The 19,632-nt window shown below is 39.6% G+C and carries 19 protein-coding genes and 1 pseudogene; all 20 read left to right on the forward strand.

Annotated features, from left to right (window positions below; genetic code table 11):
- Window positions 1-305 precede the first annotated feature (305 nt).
- Complete coding sequence (gene rimP / locus ACRPLQ_RS01820) at window positions 306-776, forward strand: ribosome maturation factor RimP (protein WP_028411402.1); 471 nt, start codon at window positions 306-308, stop codon at window positions 774-776.
- Window positions 777-813: 37 nt separating this feature from the next.
- The gene (gene nusA, locus ACRPLQ_RS01825) at window positions 814-1,926 is read left to right on the forward strand and encodes a transcription termination factor NusA (RefSeq protein ID WP_028411401.1); all 1,113 of its coding nucleotides are present in this window, start codon (window positions 814-816) and stop codon (window positions 1,924-1,926) included.
- 13 nt (window positions 1,927-1,939) lie between these two features.
- On the forward strand, window positions 1,940-2,221 hold the full coding sequence (gene rnpM, locus ACRPLQ_RS01830; RefSeq protein ID WP_013058838.1) for an RNase P modulator RnpM: 282 nt from the start codon (window positions 1,940-1,942) through the stop codon (window positions 2,219-2,221).
- Window positions 2,221-2,520 carry a YlxQ family RNA-binding protein gene (locus tag ACRPLQ_RS01835; protein WP_028411400.1) on the forward strand — a complete coding sequence of 100 codons (300 nt, stop codon included), beginning with the start codon at window positions 2,221-2,223 and terminating at the stop codon, window positions 2,518-2,520. Before rnpM ends, ACRPLQ_RS01835 begins: the two co-directional genes overlap by 1 nt.
- A gap of 22 nt (window positions 2,521-2,542) precedes the next feature.
- Window positions 2,543-4,411: pseudogene (infB, locus tag ACRPLQ_RS01840) on the forward strand (translation initiation factor IF-2); the annotation flags it as partial.
- Window positions 4,408-4,686, forward strand: a complete 279-nt coding sequence (locus ACRPLQ_RS01845; protein WP_013058835.1) for a DUF503 domain-containing protein — start codon at window positions 4,408-4,410, stop codon at window positions 4,684-4,686. The pseudogene infB and the gene ACRPLQ_RS01845, both read left to right, overlap by 4 nt.
- A gap of 14 nt (window positions 4,687-4,700) precedes the next feature.
- Window positions 4,701-5,066, forward strand: a complete 366-nt coding sequence (gene rbfA, locus ACRPLQ_RS01850) for a 30S ribosome-binding factor RbfA (protein WP_013058834.1) — start codon at window positions 4,701-4,703, stop codon at window positions 5,064-5,066.
- A 92-nt stretch (window positions 5,067-5,158) separates the two neighbouring features.
- Window positions 5,159-6,076, forward strand: a complete 918-nt coding sequence (gene truB, locus ACRPLQ_RS01855) for a tRNA pseudouridine(55) synthase TruB (RefSeq protein ID WP_033579797.1) — start codon at window positions 5,159-5,161, stop codon at window positions 6,074-6,076.
- A 28-nt stretch (window positions 6,077-6,104) separates the two neighbouring features.
- Window positions 6,105-7,061, forward strand: coding sequence for a bifunctional riboflavin kinase/FAD synthetase (gene ribF, locus ACRPLQ_RS01860; RefSeq protein ID WP_432235645.1), 957 nt, complete (start codon window positions 6,105-6,107; stop codon window positions 7,059-7,061).
- Between the two features lie 149 nt (window positions 7,062-7,210).
- On the forward strand, window positions 7,211-7,480 hold the full coding sequence (gene rpsO, locus ACRPLQ_RS01865; RefSeq protein ID WP_013058831.1) for a 30S ribosomal protein S15: 270 nt from the start codon (window positions 7,211-7,213) through the stop codon (window positions 7,478-7,480).
- Between the two features lie 168 nt (window positions 7,481-7,648).
- Window positions 7,649-9,775, forward strand: a complete 2,127-nt coding sequence (gene pnp, locus ACRPLQ_RS01870; RefSeq protein ID WP_014458473.1) for a polyribonucleotide nucleotidyltransferase — start codon at window positions 7,649-7,651, stop codon at window positions 9,773-9,775.
- 142 nt (window positions 9,776-9,917) lie between these two features.
- Complete coding sequence (locus ACRPLQ_RS01875) at window positions 9,918-10,898, forward strand: polysaccharide deacetylase family protein (protein WP_016765374.1); 981 nt, start codon at window positions 9,918-9,920, stop codon at window positions 10,896-10,898.
- A gap of 28 nt (window positions 10,899-10,926) precedes the next feature.
- Window positions 10,927-12,171 carry a M16 family metallopeptidase gene (locus ACRPLQ_RS01880; RefSeq protein WP_028411394.1) on the forward strand — a complete coding sequence of 415 codons (1,245 nt, stop codon included), beginning with the start codon at window positions 10,927-10,929 and terminating at the stop codon, window positions 12,169-12,171.
- A 98-nt stretch (window positions 12,172-12,269) separates the two neighbouring features.
- A complete protein-coding gene (locus tag ACRPLQ_RS01885; protein ID WP_013058827.1) occupies window positions 12,270-12,536 on the forward strand; it encodes a YlmC/YmxH family sporulation protein in 267 nt (88 codons plus the stop codon).
- Between the two features lie 188 nt (window positions 12,537-12,724).
- Window positions 12,725-13,624 (forward strand): dipicolinic acid synthetase subunit A, encoded by a 900-nt coding sequence (dpaA, locus tag ACRPLQ_RS01890; protein WP_013058826.1) that lies wholly within the window; start codon window positions 12,725-12,727, stop codon window positions 13,622-13,624.
- Window positions 13,624-14,229, forward strand: coding sequence for a dipicolinate synthase subunit B (locus ACRPLQ_RS01895; protein ID WP_013058825.1), 606 nt, complete (start codon window positions 13,624-13,626; stop codon window positions 14,227-14,229). The genes dpaA and ACRPLQ_RS01895 overlap by 1 nt, the downstream gene beginning before the upstream one ends.
- A 191-nt stretch (window positions 14,230-14,420) precedes the next feature.
- The gene (asd, locus tag ACRPLQ_RS01900; protein ID WP_013058824.1) at window positions 14,421-15,464 is read left to right on the forward strand and encodes an aspartate-semialdehyde dehydrogenase; all 1,044 of its coding nucleotides are present in this window, start codon (window positions 14,421-14,423) and stop codon (window positions 15,462-15,464) included.
- A 39-nt stretch (window positions 15,465-15,503) separates the two neighbouring features.
- A complete protein-coding gene (dapG, locus tag ACRPLQ_RS01905; protein WP_028411393.1) occupies window positions 15,504-16,736 on the forward strand; it encodes an aspartate kinase in 1,233 nt (410 codons plus the stop codon).
- Window positions 16,737-16,811: 75 nt separating this feature from the next.
- On the forward strand, window positions 16,812-17,684 hold the full coding sequence (gene dapA, locus ACRPLQ_RS01910) for a 4-hydroxy-tetrahydrodipicolinate synthase (RefSeq protein ID WP_013058822.1): 873 nt from the start codon (window positions 16,812-16,814) through the stop codon (window positions 17,682-17,684).
- Between the two features lie 194 nt (window positions 17,685-17,878).
- A complete protein-coding gene (locus tag ACRPLQ_RS01915) occupies window positions 17,879-19,546 on the forward strand; it encodes a ribonuclease J (RefSeq protein ID WP_432235646.1) in 1,668 nt (555 codons plus the stop codon).
- Window positions 19,547-19,632 lie beyond the last annotated feature (86 nt).

Raw genomic sequence — 19,632 nt, forward strand, 5'->3', positions numbered from 1 at the left:
GAGAAAGAGTGGGGAAACCCGCTCTTTCTTATTGATATGAACTTACTGTCATAGTAAGTAGTATGGAGAACGAATCGGCTTCTAGCATGATTCGTTTTTTCTGTAGATTTTCAATCACCATGATTGATTTATTATGTGACGTTTAAAATCCTGCAACACAAATGACAACATTTCCACTCTAGTAGGTTAGACCTCTTATAGAGTGCAAAATAAAAATAGCAAATAAACCACTCTTTTTTGATATAAGAGACATAAAAAACGCGTAACCTAAACATACCATGCAATGTCTCGAAGGGAGGATTAGAATGAGTAAAAATGTAAAACAAACAGTGGAAGAAATGGTTTCCCCTATCTTAGAGGAAATGAATTTAGAGCTTGTTGAAATTGAATACGTAAAAGAAGGAAAAGATTGGTTTTTACGTGTGTTTATCGACTCTGATACCGGCGTGGATATCGAAGACTGCGGAGCAGTAAGTGAAAAATTGAGTGAGAAAATGGATGCAGTAGATCCAATCCCTCATAACTATTTTTTAGAAGTATCATCGCCTGGTGCGGAACGCCCATTAAAAAAAGATAAAGATTTTGAACGTGCAATTGGTAAGCATGTATACATAAAAACATATGAACCAATTGAAGGTGCAAAAGAATTTGAAGGCGAATTACAATCATTTGACGGAGAAACTGTCACATTATCTATTCGTATCAAAACACGCACAAAAACGGTGATTTTACCATATGACAAAGTCGCTTTTGCTCGATTAGCGATTGTATTTTAATGTGTAGGGGCCAATATTAAAGGGGGATTATCCAACGATGAGCAGTGAGTTATTTGATGCCTTAGTCATTCTTGAAAAAGAGAAAGGCATTAGCAAAGATGTAATTATTGAAGCAATTGAAGCAGCGCTAATTTCTGCTTACAAACGCAACTTTAACCAAGCGCAAAACGTACGCGTTGATTTAAATTTAGAAAGAGGTTCAATGCGCGTGTTTGCTCGCAAAGATGTGGTTGATGAAGTATATGATCCACGTCTAGAAATTTCGGTTGAAGAAGCACAAACAATCAACCCTAACTTCCAGCTAGACGATGTGGTTGAAATCGAAGTAACGCCAAAAGACTTTGGACGCATCGCGGCTCAAACAGCAAAACAAGTTGTTACACAGCGTGTTCGTGAGGCGGAGCGCGGCGTTATCTACTCAGAGTTCAGCGATCGTGAAGAAGATATTATGACAGGTATTGTTCAGCGTCAAGATTCTCGCTTCATTTACGTGAGCCTTGGCAAAATTGAAGCATTGCTTCCTCAAAGCGAGCAAATGCCAAATGAGCAGTATAAACCTCATGATCGTATTAAAGTGTATATTACGAAAGTAGAAAAAACAACAAAAGGACCACAAATCTATGTTTCACGTACGCATCCAGGTCTTTTAAAACGTCTTTTCGAAAAAGAAGTTCCGGAAATCTATGACGGTACAGTTGAATTAAAATCAGTAGCTCGCGAAGCTGGAGACCGTTCAAAAATCTCTGTTCATTCTGAGTATGCTGAAGTAGATCCGGTCGGCTCTTGTGTTGGGCCAAAAGGTCAGCGCGTACAGGCTGTTGTGAATGAACTAAAAGGTGAAAAAATTGACATCGTTCGCTGGTCAAATGACCCAGTTGAATTTGTTGCCAATGCCCTAAGTCCATCTAAGGTAGTAGATGTGATTGTAGATGAAAATGAAAAAGCAACAACTGTTATCGTTCCTGACTATCAGCTGTCACTTGCAATTGGTAAGCGTGGACAAAATGCACGTCTAGCCGCTAAGCTGACAGGCTGGAAAATTGATATTAAAAGTCAATCAGAAGCTGAGCAAGAAGGTATGGTTGTAAAAAGTAGCGATGATATGCTAGTAAGTCAACATGCATTTGATTCAGATGAAGATATGGAATAAGAGGTGAGCCAAGGTGAACAATCGTAAAAAAGTCCCGATGCGAAAATGTGTGGCCACTGGAGAAATGAAGCCTAAAAAAGAGCTAGTACGCGTTGTACGTTCAAAAGAAGGCGACGTTTCAGTTGATGTAACGGGTAAAAAGTCCGGGCGCGGAGCTTATGTAAGCAAGGATAAAGAAGCAATTTTATTGGCAAAAAAGAAAAATGTGCTTTCGACACATTTAGGCGCGTCAATAGATGAAGCGGTTTATGAAGAGTTGCTAGCGCTTGTAGAAAAGGAGAAACAGTCACGCTAATGAATGAACAGTGGATCTCTTTTTTAGGGCTTGCAAACCGTGCACGCAAATTGATTTCTGGAGAAGAACTTGTGGTTAGAGAAGTTCGGAAACAAAAAGCAAAGTTAGTACTTTTAGCAAGCGATGCGTCTGAAAACACAAAGAAAAAAGTAACGGATAAATGTTCTTACTACAACGTTTCGGTTAGAATGGTTCCCGATCGCTACACGCTAGGTCAAGCGATTGGTAAAGATGCTCGAGTTGTGGTAGCCGTTATGGACGAGGGATTTGCTAAAAAGCTAGCAACGATGCTCGGTTAATTTTATGGGGGTGAAAGTATTGAATAAAAATACAAAATCAACAGCTAACAAAGGAAACAATAAAGGTAACAAAAAGCCACAGGCACAAAAGTCACAGGCACCAAAAGGTAGACCAGCTCCAGCAGCTGCAAAAGAGTTACCGGAAAAAGTAACGTTTGTCGGAAGCTTAACGGTTTCTGAGTTAGCAAAAGAATTAGGCAAAGAGCCTTCTGAAATTATTAAAAAATTATTTATGCTTGGTGTAATGGCAACAATTAACCAAGAGTTAGATAAAGATTCTATCGAACTAATTGCCGGAGAATACGGTGTAGAAGTTGAAGAAGAAGTAGTAGTAGATGACACTGCTTTTGAATCATTAGAAATTATTGACGACGAAAAAGACCTTCAAGTGCGTCCTCCAGTTGTTACAATCATGGGTCACGTTGACCACGGTAAAACGACGCTTCTTGACTCTATCCGTAACACAAAAGTAACGGCTGCAGAAGCAGGCGGTATCACGCAGCATATCGGTGCTTATCAAGTTGTGGTTGATGAAAAGAAAATTACATTCCTTGATACACCAGGGCATGCTGCATTTACAACAATGCGTGCTCGCGGTGCGCAAGTAACGGATATTACAATCCTTGTTGTTGCAGCAGACGATGGTGTAATGCCTCAAACAATTGAAGCGATTAACCATGCAAAAGCGGCAGAAGTGCCAATTATTGTTGCGGTTAACAAAATGGATAAAGAAGCAGCAAATCCAGATCGCGTTATGCAAGAACTAATGGAGCACGGCCTTGTAGCTGAAGAGTGGGGCGGAGAAACAATCTTCTGTAAGCTTTCAGCCATTTCAGGTGAAGGGATCGATCAATTACTTGAAATGATTTTACTTGTAAGTGAAGTAGAAGAGTTAAAAGCAAATCCTAACCGTCGTGCAGCAGGTACAGTTGTAGAAGCACAGCTAGATAAAGGCCGTGGGTCTGTAGCAACGCTTCTTGTTCAAACTGGTACACTACGCGTAGGTGATCCAATCGTAGTCGGAAATACGTTTGGCCGCGTTCGCGCAATGGTAAATGATATCGGCCGCCGTGTGAAGGAAGTAGGACCATCTACTCCGGTTGAGATTACTGGCTTAAACGAAGTTCCATTAGCTGGAGATCGTTTCTTAGTATTTGAAGATGAGAAAACAGCTCGTCAAATCGGAGAAGCTCGTGCTCAAAAGCAGCTTGAACAACAGCGCGGTGAAAAATCTCGCGTAAGCTTAGATGATTTATTTGAAAAAATTAAACAAGGTGAAATGAAAGACTTAAACCTTATCGTAAAAGCAGACGTACAAGGTTCTGTAGAAGCATTGGCTGCTGCTCTTCAAAAGATTGATGTAGAGGGTGTAAATGTTCGTATTATCCATACGGGTGTAGGCGCAATTACAGAATCTGATATCATTCTTGCAACTGCTTCTAACGCAATCGTTATCGGCTTTAACGTGCGTCCAGATGCTGGAGCAAAACGTACAGCTGACGTAGAAAACGTAGATATTCGTCTTCACCGCATTATTTATAAAGTAATTGAAGAAATTGAATCTGCGATGAAAGGAATGCTTGACCCTGAGTTTGCTGAAAAAATCATCGGTCAAGTGGAAGTACGTCAAACATTCAAAGTATCAAAAGTTGGTACAATCGCAGGAAGTTACGTAACAGACGGTAAAATTACGCGTAACAGTGGAATTCGTTTAATTCGTGACGGAATTGTTATCTTTGAAGGTGAAGTAGATGTGCTAAAACGCTTTAAAGACGATGCAAAAGAAGTCGCTCAAGGATATGAGTGTGGTATTACAATTAAAAACTTCAATGATATTAAAGAAGGAGATATTATTGAAGCATATGTAATGGAGCAAATTGATCCTAAATGATTGGACTAGTGGAGTGTGAATGCTTAATTTACGATGCTGCTTCTCTTAAAGAAAAACGTGCCGTGCTTCAGCGCATCTTGATGCGCTTGAAGCAGCGGTTTAACGTATCGGTTTCAGAAACTGATTTTCAAGATGTGTGGCAACGAACAAAAATTAGCATTGTCGCAGTCTCATCTAGCCGTGTCACAACGGAACAAGAACTGCAAAAAGCGCTAAGCTTGATTGATTCTTTTCCAGAGATTGAACGTACCATTACAACTTTTGATTGGTTATAAAAGGGGTGACACAGATGAACATAAGAGCAACTAGAGTCGGAGAACAAATGAAAAAAGAGATGGGCGAGATTTTAAATCGTAAAATCAAGGATCCGCGCATCGGTTTTGTGACTGTAACAGATGTTCAAGTATCAGGCGATTTACAGCAAGCGAAAGTTTATATCTCTGTTTTAGGAGATGCTGAACAGCGTGAGAATACGTTAAAAGGCCTTGCGAAAGCAAAGGGATTTATCCGCTCAGAAATCGGTCAGCGCATTCGCTTACGTAAAACACCTGAAATTACGTTTGAGTTTGATGAATCAATTGATTATGGTAATCGAATTGAATCATTGCTTCATGAAATAAAAAAAGAAAGCGATGACCATCAAGAGAACGAATAAGATCAGTGAATGTAGAAACAAAAAAGGGTGTCTCAAAAGTGGTTTTTGCTTCTGAGACACCCTTTTTTAAATGAAAAGGAGATGAAGAATGAGTGGACGGTGTTTTAGTTTTACATAAACCAGCTGGCCTGACTTCGCACGACTGTGTGTTTAAAGTCCGAAAGCTGCTTCGCACTAAAAAAGTAGGGCATACAGGCACATTAGACCCAGACGTTACAGGAGTATTGCCTATTTGTATCGGTAGAGCTACCAAGATTGTAGAATATCTAACAGGAGCTACTAAAACCTATGAAGGGGAAGTTACACTCGGGTTTTCTACAACAACAGAAGATTCTTCCGGAGAGGTTGTAGAAGAAAAGAAAGTAGCGGATTCTTTTTCACGTGCTCAAATCGAAGAAGTGCTGTCTTCGATGACAGGAGAACTTCAGCAAGTCCCTCCAATGTATTCAGCGGTAAAGGTCAAAGGTAAAAAACTATATGAATATGCAAGGCAAGGAATCGAAGTAGAGCGCCCAGTTAGAACCATTCATATCTATAACTTTGAACTGCTGGATGATCGCGCTACATTTGAGGGAGAACAAATTTCCTTCAAATTCCGCGTAACGTGCAGCAAAGGTACATATGTGCGAACGCTTGCTGTGATGATTGGAGAAGCTCTTGGCTATCCATCTCATATGTCGTATTTGCAGCGAACGGGTTCCGGGCAGTTTTCACTCGAAGATTGTGTGACATTTGAAGATATTGAACGGGCGGTAGAAGAAGAAACGATCAATGAGAAACTACATTCGATCGAAGAAGCTCTTAATCATTTGCCGAAACTTCAAATTAGTGATACATTAGCAGAGAAAGTGAAAAATGGCGCGGTATTGCCGTGTACGGAAGATGAAGAGTTAAAAAAAGAACCCTTCTTTTTAATGATAAATTCTGCAGGCAAGTGCTTAGCAATTTATGCTCAGCACCCAACAAAAAAACATTTAATGAAGCCGGTTAAAGTGTTGGCAATCGACTAGACCGGTTAGGGAAAAGGTGAACTGTGTTTTGGAAACGATTGAAATTCGACATCCACACCACTTTCAACGAGAAGCTGTTCAACAATCAGTGTTAGCGCTTGGTTATTTTGATGGTGTGCATTTAGGGCATCAGCAAGTGATAAATTCAGCAAAACAGTTAGCCGATGAAAAAGGCATAGCTAGTGCTGTGATGACGTTTACTCCTCACCCTTCTGTGGTGCTCGGGCGCAATGTGCAGCACATTGATATGATCACACCGCTTCAAGAAAAAAAGAAACTCATTGAGGAAATGGGAATTGACTTTTTATATATCGTTCATTTTGATAAACAGTTTGCAGCACTATTGCCTCAAGAGTTTGTTGATCAGTATATTATTGGACTGAATGTACAGCATGTGGTAGCTGGATTTGACTATACGTATGGAAAGTTAGGTAAAGGAACAATGGAAATACTACCATTTCATTCTCGATCAAAATTCACGCAAACAACAATTGATAAGTTAACAAATGGCGAAGAAAAAATTAGTTCAACGCTTATTCGCGAAAGTATAGCAAATGGAGATATGCATCGAGTAAAAGAGCTGCTTGGCCGCTATTATGAAGTGTCAGGTACAGTGACTCATGGAGAAAAGCGAGGCAGGCAAATAGGTTTTCCTACTGCTAACATCGCTTTAGACGATGAGTATTTACTTCCACGCATCGGCGTGTATGCTGTTGAGCTTCAGCTTCACGGTAAGTGGTATGCAGGAGTGTGCAACGTGGGCTACAAGCCGACTTTTCACGATAATTTAGAAAAGCCAACAATCGAAGTCCACTTATTATCATTTGACGAGCAAATCTACGATCAGCACGTAACGGTGAAATGGCACCGAATGATTCGCTCAGAAAAAAAGTTCAGCGGCATCGAAGAGCTTGTCGGTCAGATCTCAAAGGACAAGGAAGAAGCCCTTGTTTATTTTGAAGGAATTCAAAAAAACAATAAATAAAAAAATATATATAAATAGCTGCTACGACTTGCTTTTTGTTCTAATAAGTAGTAACATAACACTTGTATGTAAAACAACCATTGCTTGGCATTACGATTCACCAACGTTTTGCTCGGTAACTGGGGTTTAATAATAAGGAGGTGAATAGGATGGCTATCACACAAGAGCGTAAAAATGAAATCATTAGTGAGTACAAAACTCATGCGAACGACACTGGTTCTCCAGAAGTTCAAATCGCTGTCCTAACAGAGCAAATTAACAATCTAAACGGTCACTTACGTACTCATAAAAAGGATCACCATTCACGTCGTGGTCTTTTAAAAATGGTAGGTCGACGTCGTAACTTACTTAACTACCTACGTAACAAAGACGTTACTCGTTATCGTGAGTTAATCAACAAACTTGGTTTACGTCGATAATAAGAAGAAAGCGGGAGCATTCCCGCTTTTTTAGTATGTACATTTAAGAAACATTAAAGATGCTACATAATGTGAAAAAAGCTATTGTTTTTGGATATTTCGTTTATAATAAAACTATCACATTTGATTACATACATATTTTATATGTAGAGAGGGGTACTCGTCGATATGGAACAAGAAAAACGAGTGTTCTCTGTAGATCTAGCTGGACGAAAGCTAGAAGTTGAAGTTGGCCAGTTGGCAAAACAAGCAAATGGCGCAGCATTAATCCGCTATGGAGACACAGTTGTATTAAGTACAGCAACGGCTTCAAAAGAGCCTAAAAATGTAGATTTCTTCCCGTTAACAGTAAACTATGAAGAGCGTTTATATGCAGTCGGTAAAATCCCAGGTGGATTCATTAAGCGTGAAGGCAGACCAAGTGAAAAAGCAATCTTGGCTAGCCGTTTAATCGACCGTCCGATTCGTCCTTTATTCGCAGATGGTTTCCGAAACGAAGTTCAAGTTGTCAGCGTTGTAATGAGCGTAGACCAAAACTGTTCTTCAGAAATCGCAGCAATGTTTGGTTCTTCATTAGCATTATCAGTATCTGATATTCCATTTGAAGGTCCTATTGCAGGCGTAATCGTAGGCCGTGTAGACAATGAATTTGTTGTAAACCCAACGGTAGATGAGCTTGAAAAAAGCGATATTCATCTGACGGTTGCTGGTACAAAAGACGCGATCAACATGGTTGAAGCAGGCGCTGATGAAGTACCGGAAGAAGTAATGTTAGAAGCAATTATGTTTGGACACGAGCAAATTAAAAAATTAATTGCGTTCCAAGAAGAAATTGTAGCAGCAGTAGGCAAAGAAAAAGTTGAAGTTGAGCTTTATACTGTTGATGCTGACCTTGAGCGTCAAGTTCGCGAAATTGCAGAAGGTGACATGAACCGTGCTGTTCAAGTTCAAGAAAAGCATGCGCGCGAAAATGCGATTAAAGAAGTGAAAAGCGCTGTAGCTGCAAAATTTGAAGAGCAAGATGTAGAAGAAGAAGTACTAAATCAAGTGAATGAAATTTTGTCGAAGCTTGTTAAAAGTGAAGTGCGTCGCTTGATCACAGAAGAAAAAGTACGTCCTGATGGCCGTAGTATTGACGAAATTCGTCCACTTTCTTCTGAAACAAACTTGCTTCCACGTACACACGGATCTGGATTATTTACGCGTGGACAAACTCAAGCGCTTAGCATCTGTACATTAGGTGCACTTGGCGATGTGCAAATTTTAGATGGTTTAAGTGTAGAAGAATCTAAACGCTTCATGCATCACTACAACTTCCCTTCATTTAGTGTTGGTGAAACTAGACCGATGCGCGGACCGGGTCGTCGTGAAATTGGACATGGTGCGCTAGGTGAGCGTGCACTTGAGCCGGTTATTCCAAATGAAAAAGATTTCCCTTATACAATTCGTCTTGTATCTGAAGTATTAGAGTCAAACGGTTCTACTTCACAAGCAAGTATTTGTGCAAGTACGCTTGCAATGATGGATGCTGGGGTTCCAATTAAAGCACCTGTAGCAGGGATTGCAATGGGTCTGATCAAATCAGGTGAACACTACTCGATTCTAACGGACATTCAAGGAATGGAAGATCACCTAGGAGACATGGACTTTAAAGTAGCAGGTACCGAAAATGGCGTAACTGCGCTTCAAATGGATATTAAAATTGACGGGTTATCTCGTGAAATTTTAGACGAAGCCCTTCAACAAGCAAAAAAAGGCCGTATGCAAATCTTAAATCATATGATGTCGACGATTGCTACGCCTCGTCAAGAGCTTTCTCAATATGCGCCTAAGATCCTTACAATGGCGATTAACCCTGATAAAATTCGTGATGTTATTGGACCAAGCGGCAAGCAAATCAATAAAATCATCGAAGAAACAGGCGTTAAAATTGATATCGAACAAGATGGTACAATCTTCATTTCTTCTATTGATCAGCCGATGAATGAAAAAGCGAAGAAAATCATCGAAGATCTTGTACGCGAAGTTGAAGTCGGCCAAATGTACTTAGGAAAAGTAAAACGAATTGAAAAATTCGGTGCATTTGTAGAAATCTTCAGCGGAAAAGATGGGCTTGTTCATATTTCAGAGCTTGCAGAAGAGCGTATTGGAAAAGTAGAAGACGTTGTAGCGATTGGTGACGAGCTTTTAGTTAAAGTCATGGAAATTGATAAACAAGGTCGCGTTAACTTATCTCGTAAAGCAATTTTAAAAGAACAAAAAGAAAAAGAAGAAAAAGCAAAAGAAACAAAATAATCTTCTTTTACTACTATATAGATATTGTGAAATCGTCCATACATGAAGAAAATCCATGTGTAGGGCGATTTTATCGTTTGTAGATGTTTGTTCTACCTTGTCCTCTTTATACATATTTTAAATGGTAAAGGGGGAAGGATAAGTGAAGAGAACCATTGTGCAATTTACAGCATTTCTATTTTTACTGGCAATTACATATAAATCTATTTATAATCCTTTTGCTGAAGCATATATAGAAGCACTTAAATCCGATGTACAACTTGTATCAGCTCAGCATGATGCGTTATATCAAAAGATTGAAGAAAAAGCAAAAGATTATGAAAAGCCAGCAGCGAATGCACGAATCGATCCCGTTTGGAAACGGGTTCCTGGCTATAACGGCATAAAAGTTGATCTTGCTGCTTCTTATAAAAATATGAAACCTGCGGGTAAATTTGATGAAAAAAAATTAGTGTACAAACAGGTTAGACCAAAGGTTCACTTGAAGGATTTACCACAGGAACCTATCTACCGTGGACACGATGAAAAGCCTATGGTATCGTTTACAGTGAACGTAGCATGGGGGAACGAGTATTTGCCTAAAATGTTAGAAGTGCTGAAAAAGCACCATGCTAAAGCAACCTTCTTTTTAGAAGGAAAATGGGTTAAAAATAATCCAGATATGGCAAAAATGATTGTAGACGCAGGGCATGAAGTGGGAAACCACTCTTATTCTCATCCTGATATGGCCACTTTATCGGCTAGTCAAATCAATCAGCAGCTTAAAAAAACGAATGATATTATTACATCTACTACGGGACAAAAAGTAAAATGGTTTGCTCCGCCGAGCGGCAGTTTTCGCCCCGAAGTAGTAACGCTTGCTTCTCAGTTAAAAATGAGTACCATCATGTGGACAGTTGATACAATCGATTGGCAAAAGCCGAGTTCAGAAGTGTTAATTAATCGAGTAATGAAAAAGATTCATCCAGGAGCTATTGTACTGATGCACCCGACTGAATCAACGGCTGAATCGCTTGACCAATTGTTAACCGATATTGAACGCAAAGGCCTGAAAGTTAGCGATGTGTCAACAATGCTAGATGAAGAAAGAATGATGAAAATACCTTCTTCTACTAAGAAGTAAGTGAGATAAGCAAAAGGGAGGCACTAGCTTGATAAAACGATATACGTGCAAAAATGGTGTAAGAATTGTATTGGAAAATATCCCAACTGTTCGATCTGTGGCCATTGGGGTATGGATCGGAACGGGTTCTCGAAGTGAACACCCTGAAATTAATGGTGTATCACATTTTCTTGAACATATGTTTTTTAAAGGAACAAAAACAAGATCTGCTCGTGAAATTGCAGAAAGCTTCGACCGCATTGGGGGACAAGTAAATGCATTCACTTCTAAAGAATACACGTGCTACTATGCAAAAGTATTAGACGAACACGCAGATCAAGCGCTAGATGTGCTGGCGGATATGTTCTTTAATTCTTCATTTGATGAAGAGGAATTAGCTCGTGAAAAAAATGTTGTATATGAAGAAATTAAAATGTATGAAGATACACCTGATGATATTGTACACGATCTATTAGGAAAAGCCGTATATGGCAATCATCCATTAGGCTATCCAATTTTAGGAACGGAAGATACGTTAAAAACATTTAACGGTGATTCGCTTCGTCAGTATATGGAGCAAATGTATATTCCTGAAAACATCGTTATTTCAGTAGCTGGAAACATTGATGAGAGTTTTATTCAACAGGTGGAAAACTATTTTGGTACATATACGTCAAGTCATTCCGCTCATCAATATGTTCAGCCAGAGTTCCATACAAATCATATTGCGCGCAAAAAAGAGACAGAACAAGCTCATCTTTGCCTTGGCTTTAAAGGTTTGCCAATCGGCGGAGAAGATGTATATAGCTTAATTGTATTAAACAACGTGCTTGGTGGAAGTATGAGCAGTCGTTTGTTCCAAGAAGTCCGTGAACAGCGCGGCTTGGCTTACTCTGTTTTTTCTTATCATTCTTCTTATCGAGACAGCGGTCTTGTAACGATTTATGGGGGAACTGGAAGCCATCAGCTCGACGTATTATATGATACGGTTCAAGAAACGCTTTATGATTTGAAAGACAAGGGTATTACGGATAAAGAACTTGCTAACAGCAAAGAGCAGCTGAAAGGAAACTTAATGCTGAGTCTTGAAAGTACAAATAGCCGTATGAGCAGAAACGGAAAAAATGAGTTAATGCTGGGCTATCACCGTTCATTAGATGAGATTTTAGACCTTGTTAATGCCGTGACTAAAGATAGTGTAAATGGTCTTGCACGAGATATTTTCAAAGACGAATTTGCGCTTTCATTAATAAGCCCGAGTGGAGATTTACCTAAGGGTTTTAAAGGAAATTAAACCATAAAAGTAAGGTTGGCTAAAATAATTGAGCCAGCCTTATTTTTATGTCATTTTTTGTATGGTTGTTCAATAAATTAGATGAAAGGAGGGATTTCATGAGATTAAGTGAGCTGAGTGGAAAAGAAATTGTAGATGTTAAGCGAGCAGAGCGTTTGGGTATTTTAGGGCAAACAGATCTTGAAATTAATGAACATACGGGACAAATTAATGCGCTTATTATTCCATCTGTGAAGTGGTTTGGATTTCGAAAACAAGGAGATGAAGTGCGAGTGCCGTGGGGGAATATCGAAAAAATTGGTACGGATATGGTGATTGTAAATGTTCATCAGCTAGAAGACATAAATAATGAGTCAACAAAATAACAAACGAGATGCTTCCTGCATCTCGTTTCTTTTATTTTCAGGGATAAAGATTCACCGATTCCTGTGTGTTTACATAGTATGTTGAAGAAAAGCAATAGGCATTCTAGGGCGTAATGATAGCACTTTACATCTCGATGGTTTAAGCGAAGGATACATCTATTTAATGTTAAAGAAGGTGAAAATGAAACATGTTAACGGATTTGCACATAGCTGTAATTGGCGGTGATGCTAGGCAGCTTGAAGTCATTCGAAAATTAATTCAATTAGATGCAAAAACCTCTCTTATTGGTTTTGATCAGCTAGATCATGGTTTTACAGGTGCGACGAAATATCAGATAGAGGAGCTGGATTTTTCAGATGTTGACGCCATCATCCTTCCAGTGCCTGGAACAAATCACGAAGGGCAAGTAGATACTATTTTTTCAAATGAAAAAGTAGTATTGACTGAAGAAATACTTAAAAAAACGCCTGAGCACTGCATTATTTATTCTGGTATTAGCAATGGGTATTTAAACGAATTAGTCAAAACGACAAACCGTAAACTCGTTCAGCTATTTGAGCGTGATGATGTAGCAATTTATAACTCTATTCCTACTGTTGAAGGTACCATCATGCTTGTTATTCAACATACGGATTTTACCATTCACGGTTCAAATATTTCTGTCCTAGGTTTAGGAAGAGTAGGAATGAGCGTGGCGAGGTCCTTTGCTGCACTTGGTGCCAATGTAAAAGTAGGAGCTAGAAAATCTGAACATTTAGCACGTATTGCTGAAATGGGTTTGCAGCCTTTCTATCTTTCTGAACTCGATAAAGAAATTGCTGATAGTGATATATGTATTAACACCATTCCGTACCCCATCTTAACGGCTAAGACATTATCTAATGTCCCGACCCACGCGCTCATTATTGATTTAGCTTCAAAGCCTGGAGGAACCGATTTCCGCTATGCAGAAAAACGAGGAATTAAAGCTATTTTAGCACCTGGTCTTCCAGGGATTGTGGCTCCAAAAACAGCAGGTCAGATTGTCGCTAATGTATTAGTGAATTTATTAAAAGACGCTGCGGATGCGAGAGAGGAGAAAAAATAATGTCATTAAAAGGTAAAAGAATAGGATTCGGCTTGACCGGATCTCACTGTACGTATGATGCGGTTATGCCAGAAATTGAAAAGCTTGTTAATTTGGGAGCAGAAGTGTTACCGGTTGTTTCTTACACTGTACAATCCACAAATACTCGTTTTGGAGATGGAGAAGACTGGGTGAAGAAAATTGAGGAATTAACAGGTCACGCCGTCATCAATACAATTGTAAAAGCAGAGCCTCTAGGACCAAAGATTCCGCTTGATTGTATGGTAGTTGCCCCAATCACTGGGAATACGATGAGTAAGTTTGCGAATGCAATGACTGAATCTCCGGTACTCATGGCAGCTAAAGCAACGCTTCGTAATAATAAGCCAGTGGTACTGGGAATTTCGACTAATGACGCACTAGGGCTAAATGGTGTAAACTTAATGAGGCTAATGGCGACTAAAAATATTTATTTTATTCCATTTGGTCAAGATGACCCGGTGCTTAAACCAAATTCAATGGTAGCGCGTATGACGATGTTATCAGACACGGTGTACGCAGCGCTTGAAGATAAACAGATTCAGCCTGTTATTGTCGAAAGGTTCCGCGACGGTCAAGAGTCATAGGACATATATGCCTCTTGCTGTTGTATGAATCTGTTCAATACTGCGGCTGTAAGAGAACTCTCAATCTCAAAGAAGAGAAGATTTTAAAAATCTTCTCTTCTTTGACGCAATGAAGCATAATAATATGTTAAAATAGTCAGTATATGCAGATAAATGTTGAGTAGTTGAAAATTGTTGGAGGCGGTATTAAAATGACAAGAGAATTACATGTAGCAGTAGTAGGAGCAACAGGTGCAGTAGGACAACAAATGATTAAAACCCTACAGGAGCGTAATTTTCCAGTTGGTAAATTAACGTTATTATCTTCAGCTCGTTCAGCTGGTAAAAAAGTGTTGTTTAACGGAGAAGAAGTTGTTGTGCAAGAAGCAACTCCTGATAGCTTTGAAGGCGTAGACATTGCTTTATTCAGTGCAGGCGGCAGCATTTCAAAAGCACTTGCACCAGAGGCAGTAAAACGCGGAGCAATCGTTGTAGACAACACAAGCGCTTATCGAATGGATGAAAATGTCCCGTTAGTTGTGCCGGAAGTGAACGAAGATGCATTACACGCACATAACGGAATCATTGCTAATCCAAACTGCTCTACAATTCAAATGGTAGCAGCATTACAGCCATTACGCGAAACATACGGCTTATCTAAAGTGCTAGTATCAACGTATCAAGCCGTTTCTGGAGCAGGCGCTGCTGCAATTAATGAATTAAAAGAACAAGCTAAAGCTATTTTAGAAGAAAAAGAGTTTACACCGGAGATTTTACCGGTTGGTGGAGATAAAAAACATTATCAAATTGCTTTTAATGCCATTCCGCAAATTGATAAATTTCAAGATAACGGTTTTACATTTGAAGAAATGAAAATGATTAATGAAACGAAAAAAATTATGAGCATGCCTGAATTGCCAGTAGCTGCTACTTGTGTTCGTCTACCGGTTGTAACAGGTCATTCAGAGTCAGTGTACATTGAAATTGAAAAAGACGGTGTAACGGTAGCTGATGTGAAAAATTTATTGGCTGATGCACCTGGTATCGTATTGCAAGATGATCCAGAAAATCAAGTATATCCAATGCCAGCAGACTGTGTAGGTAAACGAGATGTGTTTGTCGGCCGTATTCGTAAAGATTTAGATCGCGATAACGGTTTCCATATGTGGATCGTTTCTGATAACTTGTTAAAAGGTGCAGCTTGGAATTCTGTACAAATTGCAGAATCACTTATTAAGCTTAGCTTAGTAAAATAAGCGCAACCAGAGTGTCTCGGAACATGATGAGGTGTAAGTATGAAAATAATCGTCCAAAAATTTGGAGGAACTTCCGTACGTAACGAAGAAGGAAGAGCAAGAGCAATCTATCATTTAAATAATGCATTAAGTGAGGGTTACAAAGTAGTCGTTGTTGTATCGGCAATGGGACGAAAAGGTGAACCGTATGCAACGGATACATTGCTTTCACTTGTTGATGGAAATAAAGCGTCTCTTAACAAACGTGAGCTTGATATGCTTATGGCATGCGGAGAATTAATTTCATCGGTTGTGTTTACAAATTTATTAAACGAAAATGGGATTAAAGCTACAGCATTAAACGGTGCACAGGCAGGGTTTGTGACGAATGATGATTTTACCAATGCCAAGATACTAGAAATGAAATGCGACCGTTTGTTAAAAGAATTAGAAGAATATGATGTCGTTGTCGTAACAGGCTTTCAAGGGGCAACTGCTGAAGGTGATACAACAACGCTTGGACGCGGAGGCAGCGATACATCTGCTTCAGCGTTAGGTGCAGCCCTTATGGCCGATTACATTGACATTTTCACGGATGTAGAAGGTGTGATGACAGCGGACCCGCGTATTGTAGAAGATGCAAGACCGCTATCCGTTGTCACATATAACGAAATATGCAACATGGCTTATCAAGGTGCAAAAGTAGTTCACCCACGTGCCGTAGAGATCGCCATGCAAGCAAAAGTACCGATGCGCGTCCGTTCCACGTATGCTGATTCAGAAGGTACGCTCGTTACATCTCAAGGTGAAGCACAGCAGCGTGGAAGCGATGTGCAAGAACGCCTTGTAACAGGAATCGCCCACGTATCGAACGTGACTCAAATTAAAGTTTTTAGTAAAGAAGGCCATTATGATACGCAAGCAGAGGTATTCAAAGCAATGGCACAAGAAAAAATCAGCGTAGATTTTATCAATATTTCACCGAAGGGTGTTGTATATACGGTAACAGATGAAGCAACTGACAAAGCAATTGATGTGCTTCATGCGCTAGGGTATGAGCCGGCTGTTATTCGCAACTGTGCCAAAGTATCAACGGTTGGAGCAGGAATTGCAGGGGTGCCTGGTGTTACATCTAAAATTGTTACAGCTCTTTCTAGCGAAGGTATTCAGATTTTACAATCTGCTGACAGCCATACGACGATTTGGGTGCTTGTAAAAGAAGAGGATTTAAAGAAAGCCGTTAATGCTCTTCATGGTGCCTTTGACTTGTCAAAAGCACCGCAAAAGAGATAAACTACATGTTCCGTTAGCTATAAGCTAACGGTTCATTATATGAATAGGGATAATGCAATTTCAAGGAGTGAAAACATGATTGATTTTGGGAAAGTCGCAACAGCGATGGTAACGCCTTTTGATCATAAAGGAAATATTGATTTTGAAAAAACAACGCAGCTTATTAACTATTTAATCAGCAACGGTTCAGATGCGTTGGTTATTGCAGGAACAACGGGTGAATCTCCTACGCTTTCAACAGAAGAAAAGCTGGCGCTGTTCCGCCACTCAGTAAAGGTAGTAGATGGCCGTGTACCTGTTGTTGCAGGTACAGGAAGCAATAATACGTATGCATCAATTGAATTAACGAAAAAGGCAGAAGAAATCGGCGTAGATGCGATTATGATTGTAGCACCTTATTATAACAAGCCGAATCAGGAAGGCTTATATCAGCACTTTAAAACAATTGCTGAAAGTACAGAGCTGCCTGTCATGTTATACAATATTCCAGGGCGATCCGTGATCAATATGTCTGTGGATACAATTGTACGCCTAGCTGAACTGCCAAATGTTGTAGCGTTAAAAGATGCAAGCGGCGACCTTGACGCAATGACAGCTATTATCGCACAAACAAGCGATGATTTTGCTTTATACAGCGGTGATGATGGCTTAACACTGCCGGTATTAGCAATTGGAGGAACTGGGATTATTTCTGTTGCCTCTCACGTTATTGGAAATGAAATGCAAGAGATGGTTAAGTTGTATGAGTCAGGAAATCCGAAAGAAGCAGCAAAAATTCATCAGCGTATTGTACCTGTGATGAAATCTCTTTTTGCGGCTCCAAGTCCAACGCCTGTTAAAACAGCTTTACAGCTAAAAGGGTTAGACGTAGGATCGGTACGATTACCTTTAGTTCCGTTAACGGAAGAAGAACGCCAAACGTTAGTCAGCACATTAAATACGCTATAAGCTATAAGTATGTTTTTTAAGCGTCTCTTCATTGACCGTATATACGAGTTGATGAAGAGACGTTTTTTTCTTATAAGATAATAGAAGAGCACATGACGGAAATAGACGAATGAAATTTCTTGTATTCCAATTCTTACTTCAGTTATAATGTAAGCAAATGAAATTGTACGGGTGAAAGTAAGTAGGAGGAACTTATGGTACTAGAAAAGACAGAAAATATTAAAATTTCAGCCTTAGGTGGAGTCGGAGAACTTGGAAAAAACATGTATGTGGTGGAAATCAATGAAAACATATATGTGTTAGATGCAGGGTCAAAGTTTCCGGGAGGGGAAATGTTAGGAATTGATATTGTCATTCCTGACATTACATATTTAGTAGAAAATCAGCAGAACGTAAAAGGCATTTTTGTTACTCATGGACATGAAGAGCAAATTGGGGCTATTCCCTTTATACTTCAAAAATTGGACGTGCCGGTATATGGTACAGAATTAACGCTAGCACTTATCAAAGAAAAGTTAAAAGAGTATGGAATTAAAAAATATGAGGCTTTACATCCTATCACTTCGTCAACGGTTTTATCGTTTGAAGGAGTGGATATTTCATTTTTTAGAACGCAGCACAGTATACAAGATTCAGTCGGCATTTGTTTACAAACCAATCAAGGTGCGATTGTATATACAGGTGATTTTAAATTTGATCAAAACTCAGTCAGCATTCAAAGCGCTGATATTGGAAAAATGGCTGCCATTGGGAAAAAAGGCGTCCTGTGTTTGCTTTCAGACAGTACAAATGCGGATAAGCCAGGCTATACAGTTTCCGAGGCCGTCATCGGACAAAATATTACCGACGCTTTTTATAAAAGCAAAGGTCGAATCATTGTTGCTGCATACAGTTCCAATCTGCACCGTATTCAGCAAGTTATTCATGCCGCATATCAGCATGGCCGTAACCTGATCGTTATGGAAAAGAGTATGCTGAAAATCATTGATATTGCAGCAAAACTTGGACATTTGCAGCTGCCTGAGGATTTAATTGTTCCTGTGCAAAAGCTAAAGGATCTTTCAGAACATGAAACGGTTATTTTAACAACAGGTCATCACGGAGAGCCGATTTCAGGTCTTACTCGAATGGCTAAACAGTCCCATAAATTTATTCAAATCAAACAAGATGACACGGTCCTGCTGGCTGCTACACCCGTGGCGGGGCACGAAACGACCTTTTCAAAAACAATTGACGTCATCTTTCGTTTAGGAGCAAGCGTAGTGTTTGCTCAGAAGAAAGTGCAGGCTTCCGGACACGGCAGTCAAGAAGAATTAAAATTTATGATTAACTTAACAAAGCCGAAATATGTCATGCCTGTGAATGGAGAGTATCGAAAACAAAAAGCTTATGCAAAGCTAGCCGGTCAATTAGGAATATCAGAAGATCATATTTGTTTGCTTGAAAAAGGTGAGCGAGTTGAGTTTAAAGATGCTCGCATGTACCCTAGCGGTTCTATTCAAGCGGGAAATACGCTCATTGATGGACTAGGCGTCGGCGATATTGGGAATATCGTTCTGAGGGATCGCAGGCTGCTGTCACAGGACGGAATCTTAACGGTAGTAGTTACGATTAATAAACGTCAAAAAACAGTAGTAGCGGGGCCAGAAATCATCTCCCGCGGATTCGTCTATGTAAGAGAATCAGAAAAGCTTTTAGAAGAAGCAACGAAGATTGTTCAGCAAATTTTAGAAAAGTGTATGGAAGACAAAGTGATCGAGTGGTCTTCATTAAAATTAAAAATGAGAGAAAGTTTAAATCAATTTTTATATGAAAAAACCCGTCGTAAACCGATGATTTTACCGATTATCATGGAAATCTAATGTGAAGCCTTCCCGCTGGGAAGGCTTTTTATTTGCAGCTGATGCGGATGTAATAACTATGAGAAGTTCATACTACTACTATCAAT

This window comes from Priestia sp. TRN 1309, assembly GCF_050846875.1.
GTDB classification, from domain to species: domain Bacteria; phylum Bacillota; class Bacilli; order Bacillales; family Bacillaceae_H; genus Priestia; species Priestia zanthoxyli.

What these genes read in the sequence shown, in the direction of transcription:
- rimP (WP_028411402.1), top strand. Translation starts at nt 306, where the DNA reads ATGAGTAAAAATGTAAAACAAACAGTGGAAGAAATGGTTTCCCCTATC.
- nusA (WP_028411401.1), top strand. Translation starts at nt 814, where the DNA reads ATGAGCAGTGAGTTATTTGATGCCTTAGTCATTCTTGAAAAAGAGAAA.
- ACRPLQ_RS01835 (WP_028411400.1), top strand. Translation starts at nt 2,221, where the DNA reads ATGAATGAACAGTGGATCTCTTTTTTAGGGCTTGCAAACCGTGCACGC.
- ACRPLQ_RS01845 (WP_013058835.1), top strand. Translation starts at nt 4,408, where the DNA reads ATGATTGGACTAGTGGAGTGTGAATGCTTAATTTACGATGCTGCTTCT.
- rbfA (WP_013058834.1), top strand. Translation starts at nt 4,701, where the DNA reads ATGAACATAAGAGCAACTAGAGTCGGAGAACAAATGAAAAAAGAGATG.
- rpsO (WP_013058831.1), top strand. Translation starts at nt 7,211, where the DNA reads ATGGCTATCACACAAGAGCGTAAAAATGAAATCATTAGTGAGTACAAA.
- pnp (WP_014458473.1), top strand. Translation starts at nt 7,649, where the DNA reads ATGGAACAAGAAAAACGAGTGTTCTCTGTAGATCTAGCTGGACGAAAG.
- ACRPLQ_RS01885 (WP_013058827.1), top strand. Translation starts at nt 12,270, where the DNA reads ATGAGATTAAGTGAGCTGAGTGGAAAAGAAATTGTAGATGTTAAGCGA.
- dpaA (WP_013058826.1), top strand. Translation starts at nt 12,725, where the DNA reads ATGTTAACGGATTTGCACATAGCTGTAATTGGCGGTGATGCTAGGCAG.
- ACRPLQ_RS01895 (WP_013058825.1), top strand. Translation starts at nt 13,624, where the DNA reads ATGTCATTAAAAGGTAAAAGAATAGGATTCGGCTTGACCGGATCTCAC.
- asd (WP_013058824.1), top strand. Translation starts at nt 14,421, where the DNA reads ATGACAAGAGAATTACATGTAGCAGTAGTAGGAGCAACAGGTGCAGTA.
- dapG (WP_028411393.1), top strand. Translation starts at nt 15,504, where the DNA reads ATGAAAATAATCGTCCAAAAATTTGGAGGAACTTCCGTACGTAACGAA.
- dapA (WP_013058822.1), top strand. Translation starts at nt 16,812, where the DNA reads ATGATTGATTTTGGGAAAGTCGCAACAGCGATGGTAACGCCTTTTGAT.
- ACRPLQ_RS01915 (WP_432235646.1), top strand. Translation starts at nt 17,879, where the DNA reads ATGGTACTAGAAAAGACAGAAAATATTAAAATTTCAGCCTTAGGTGGA.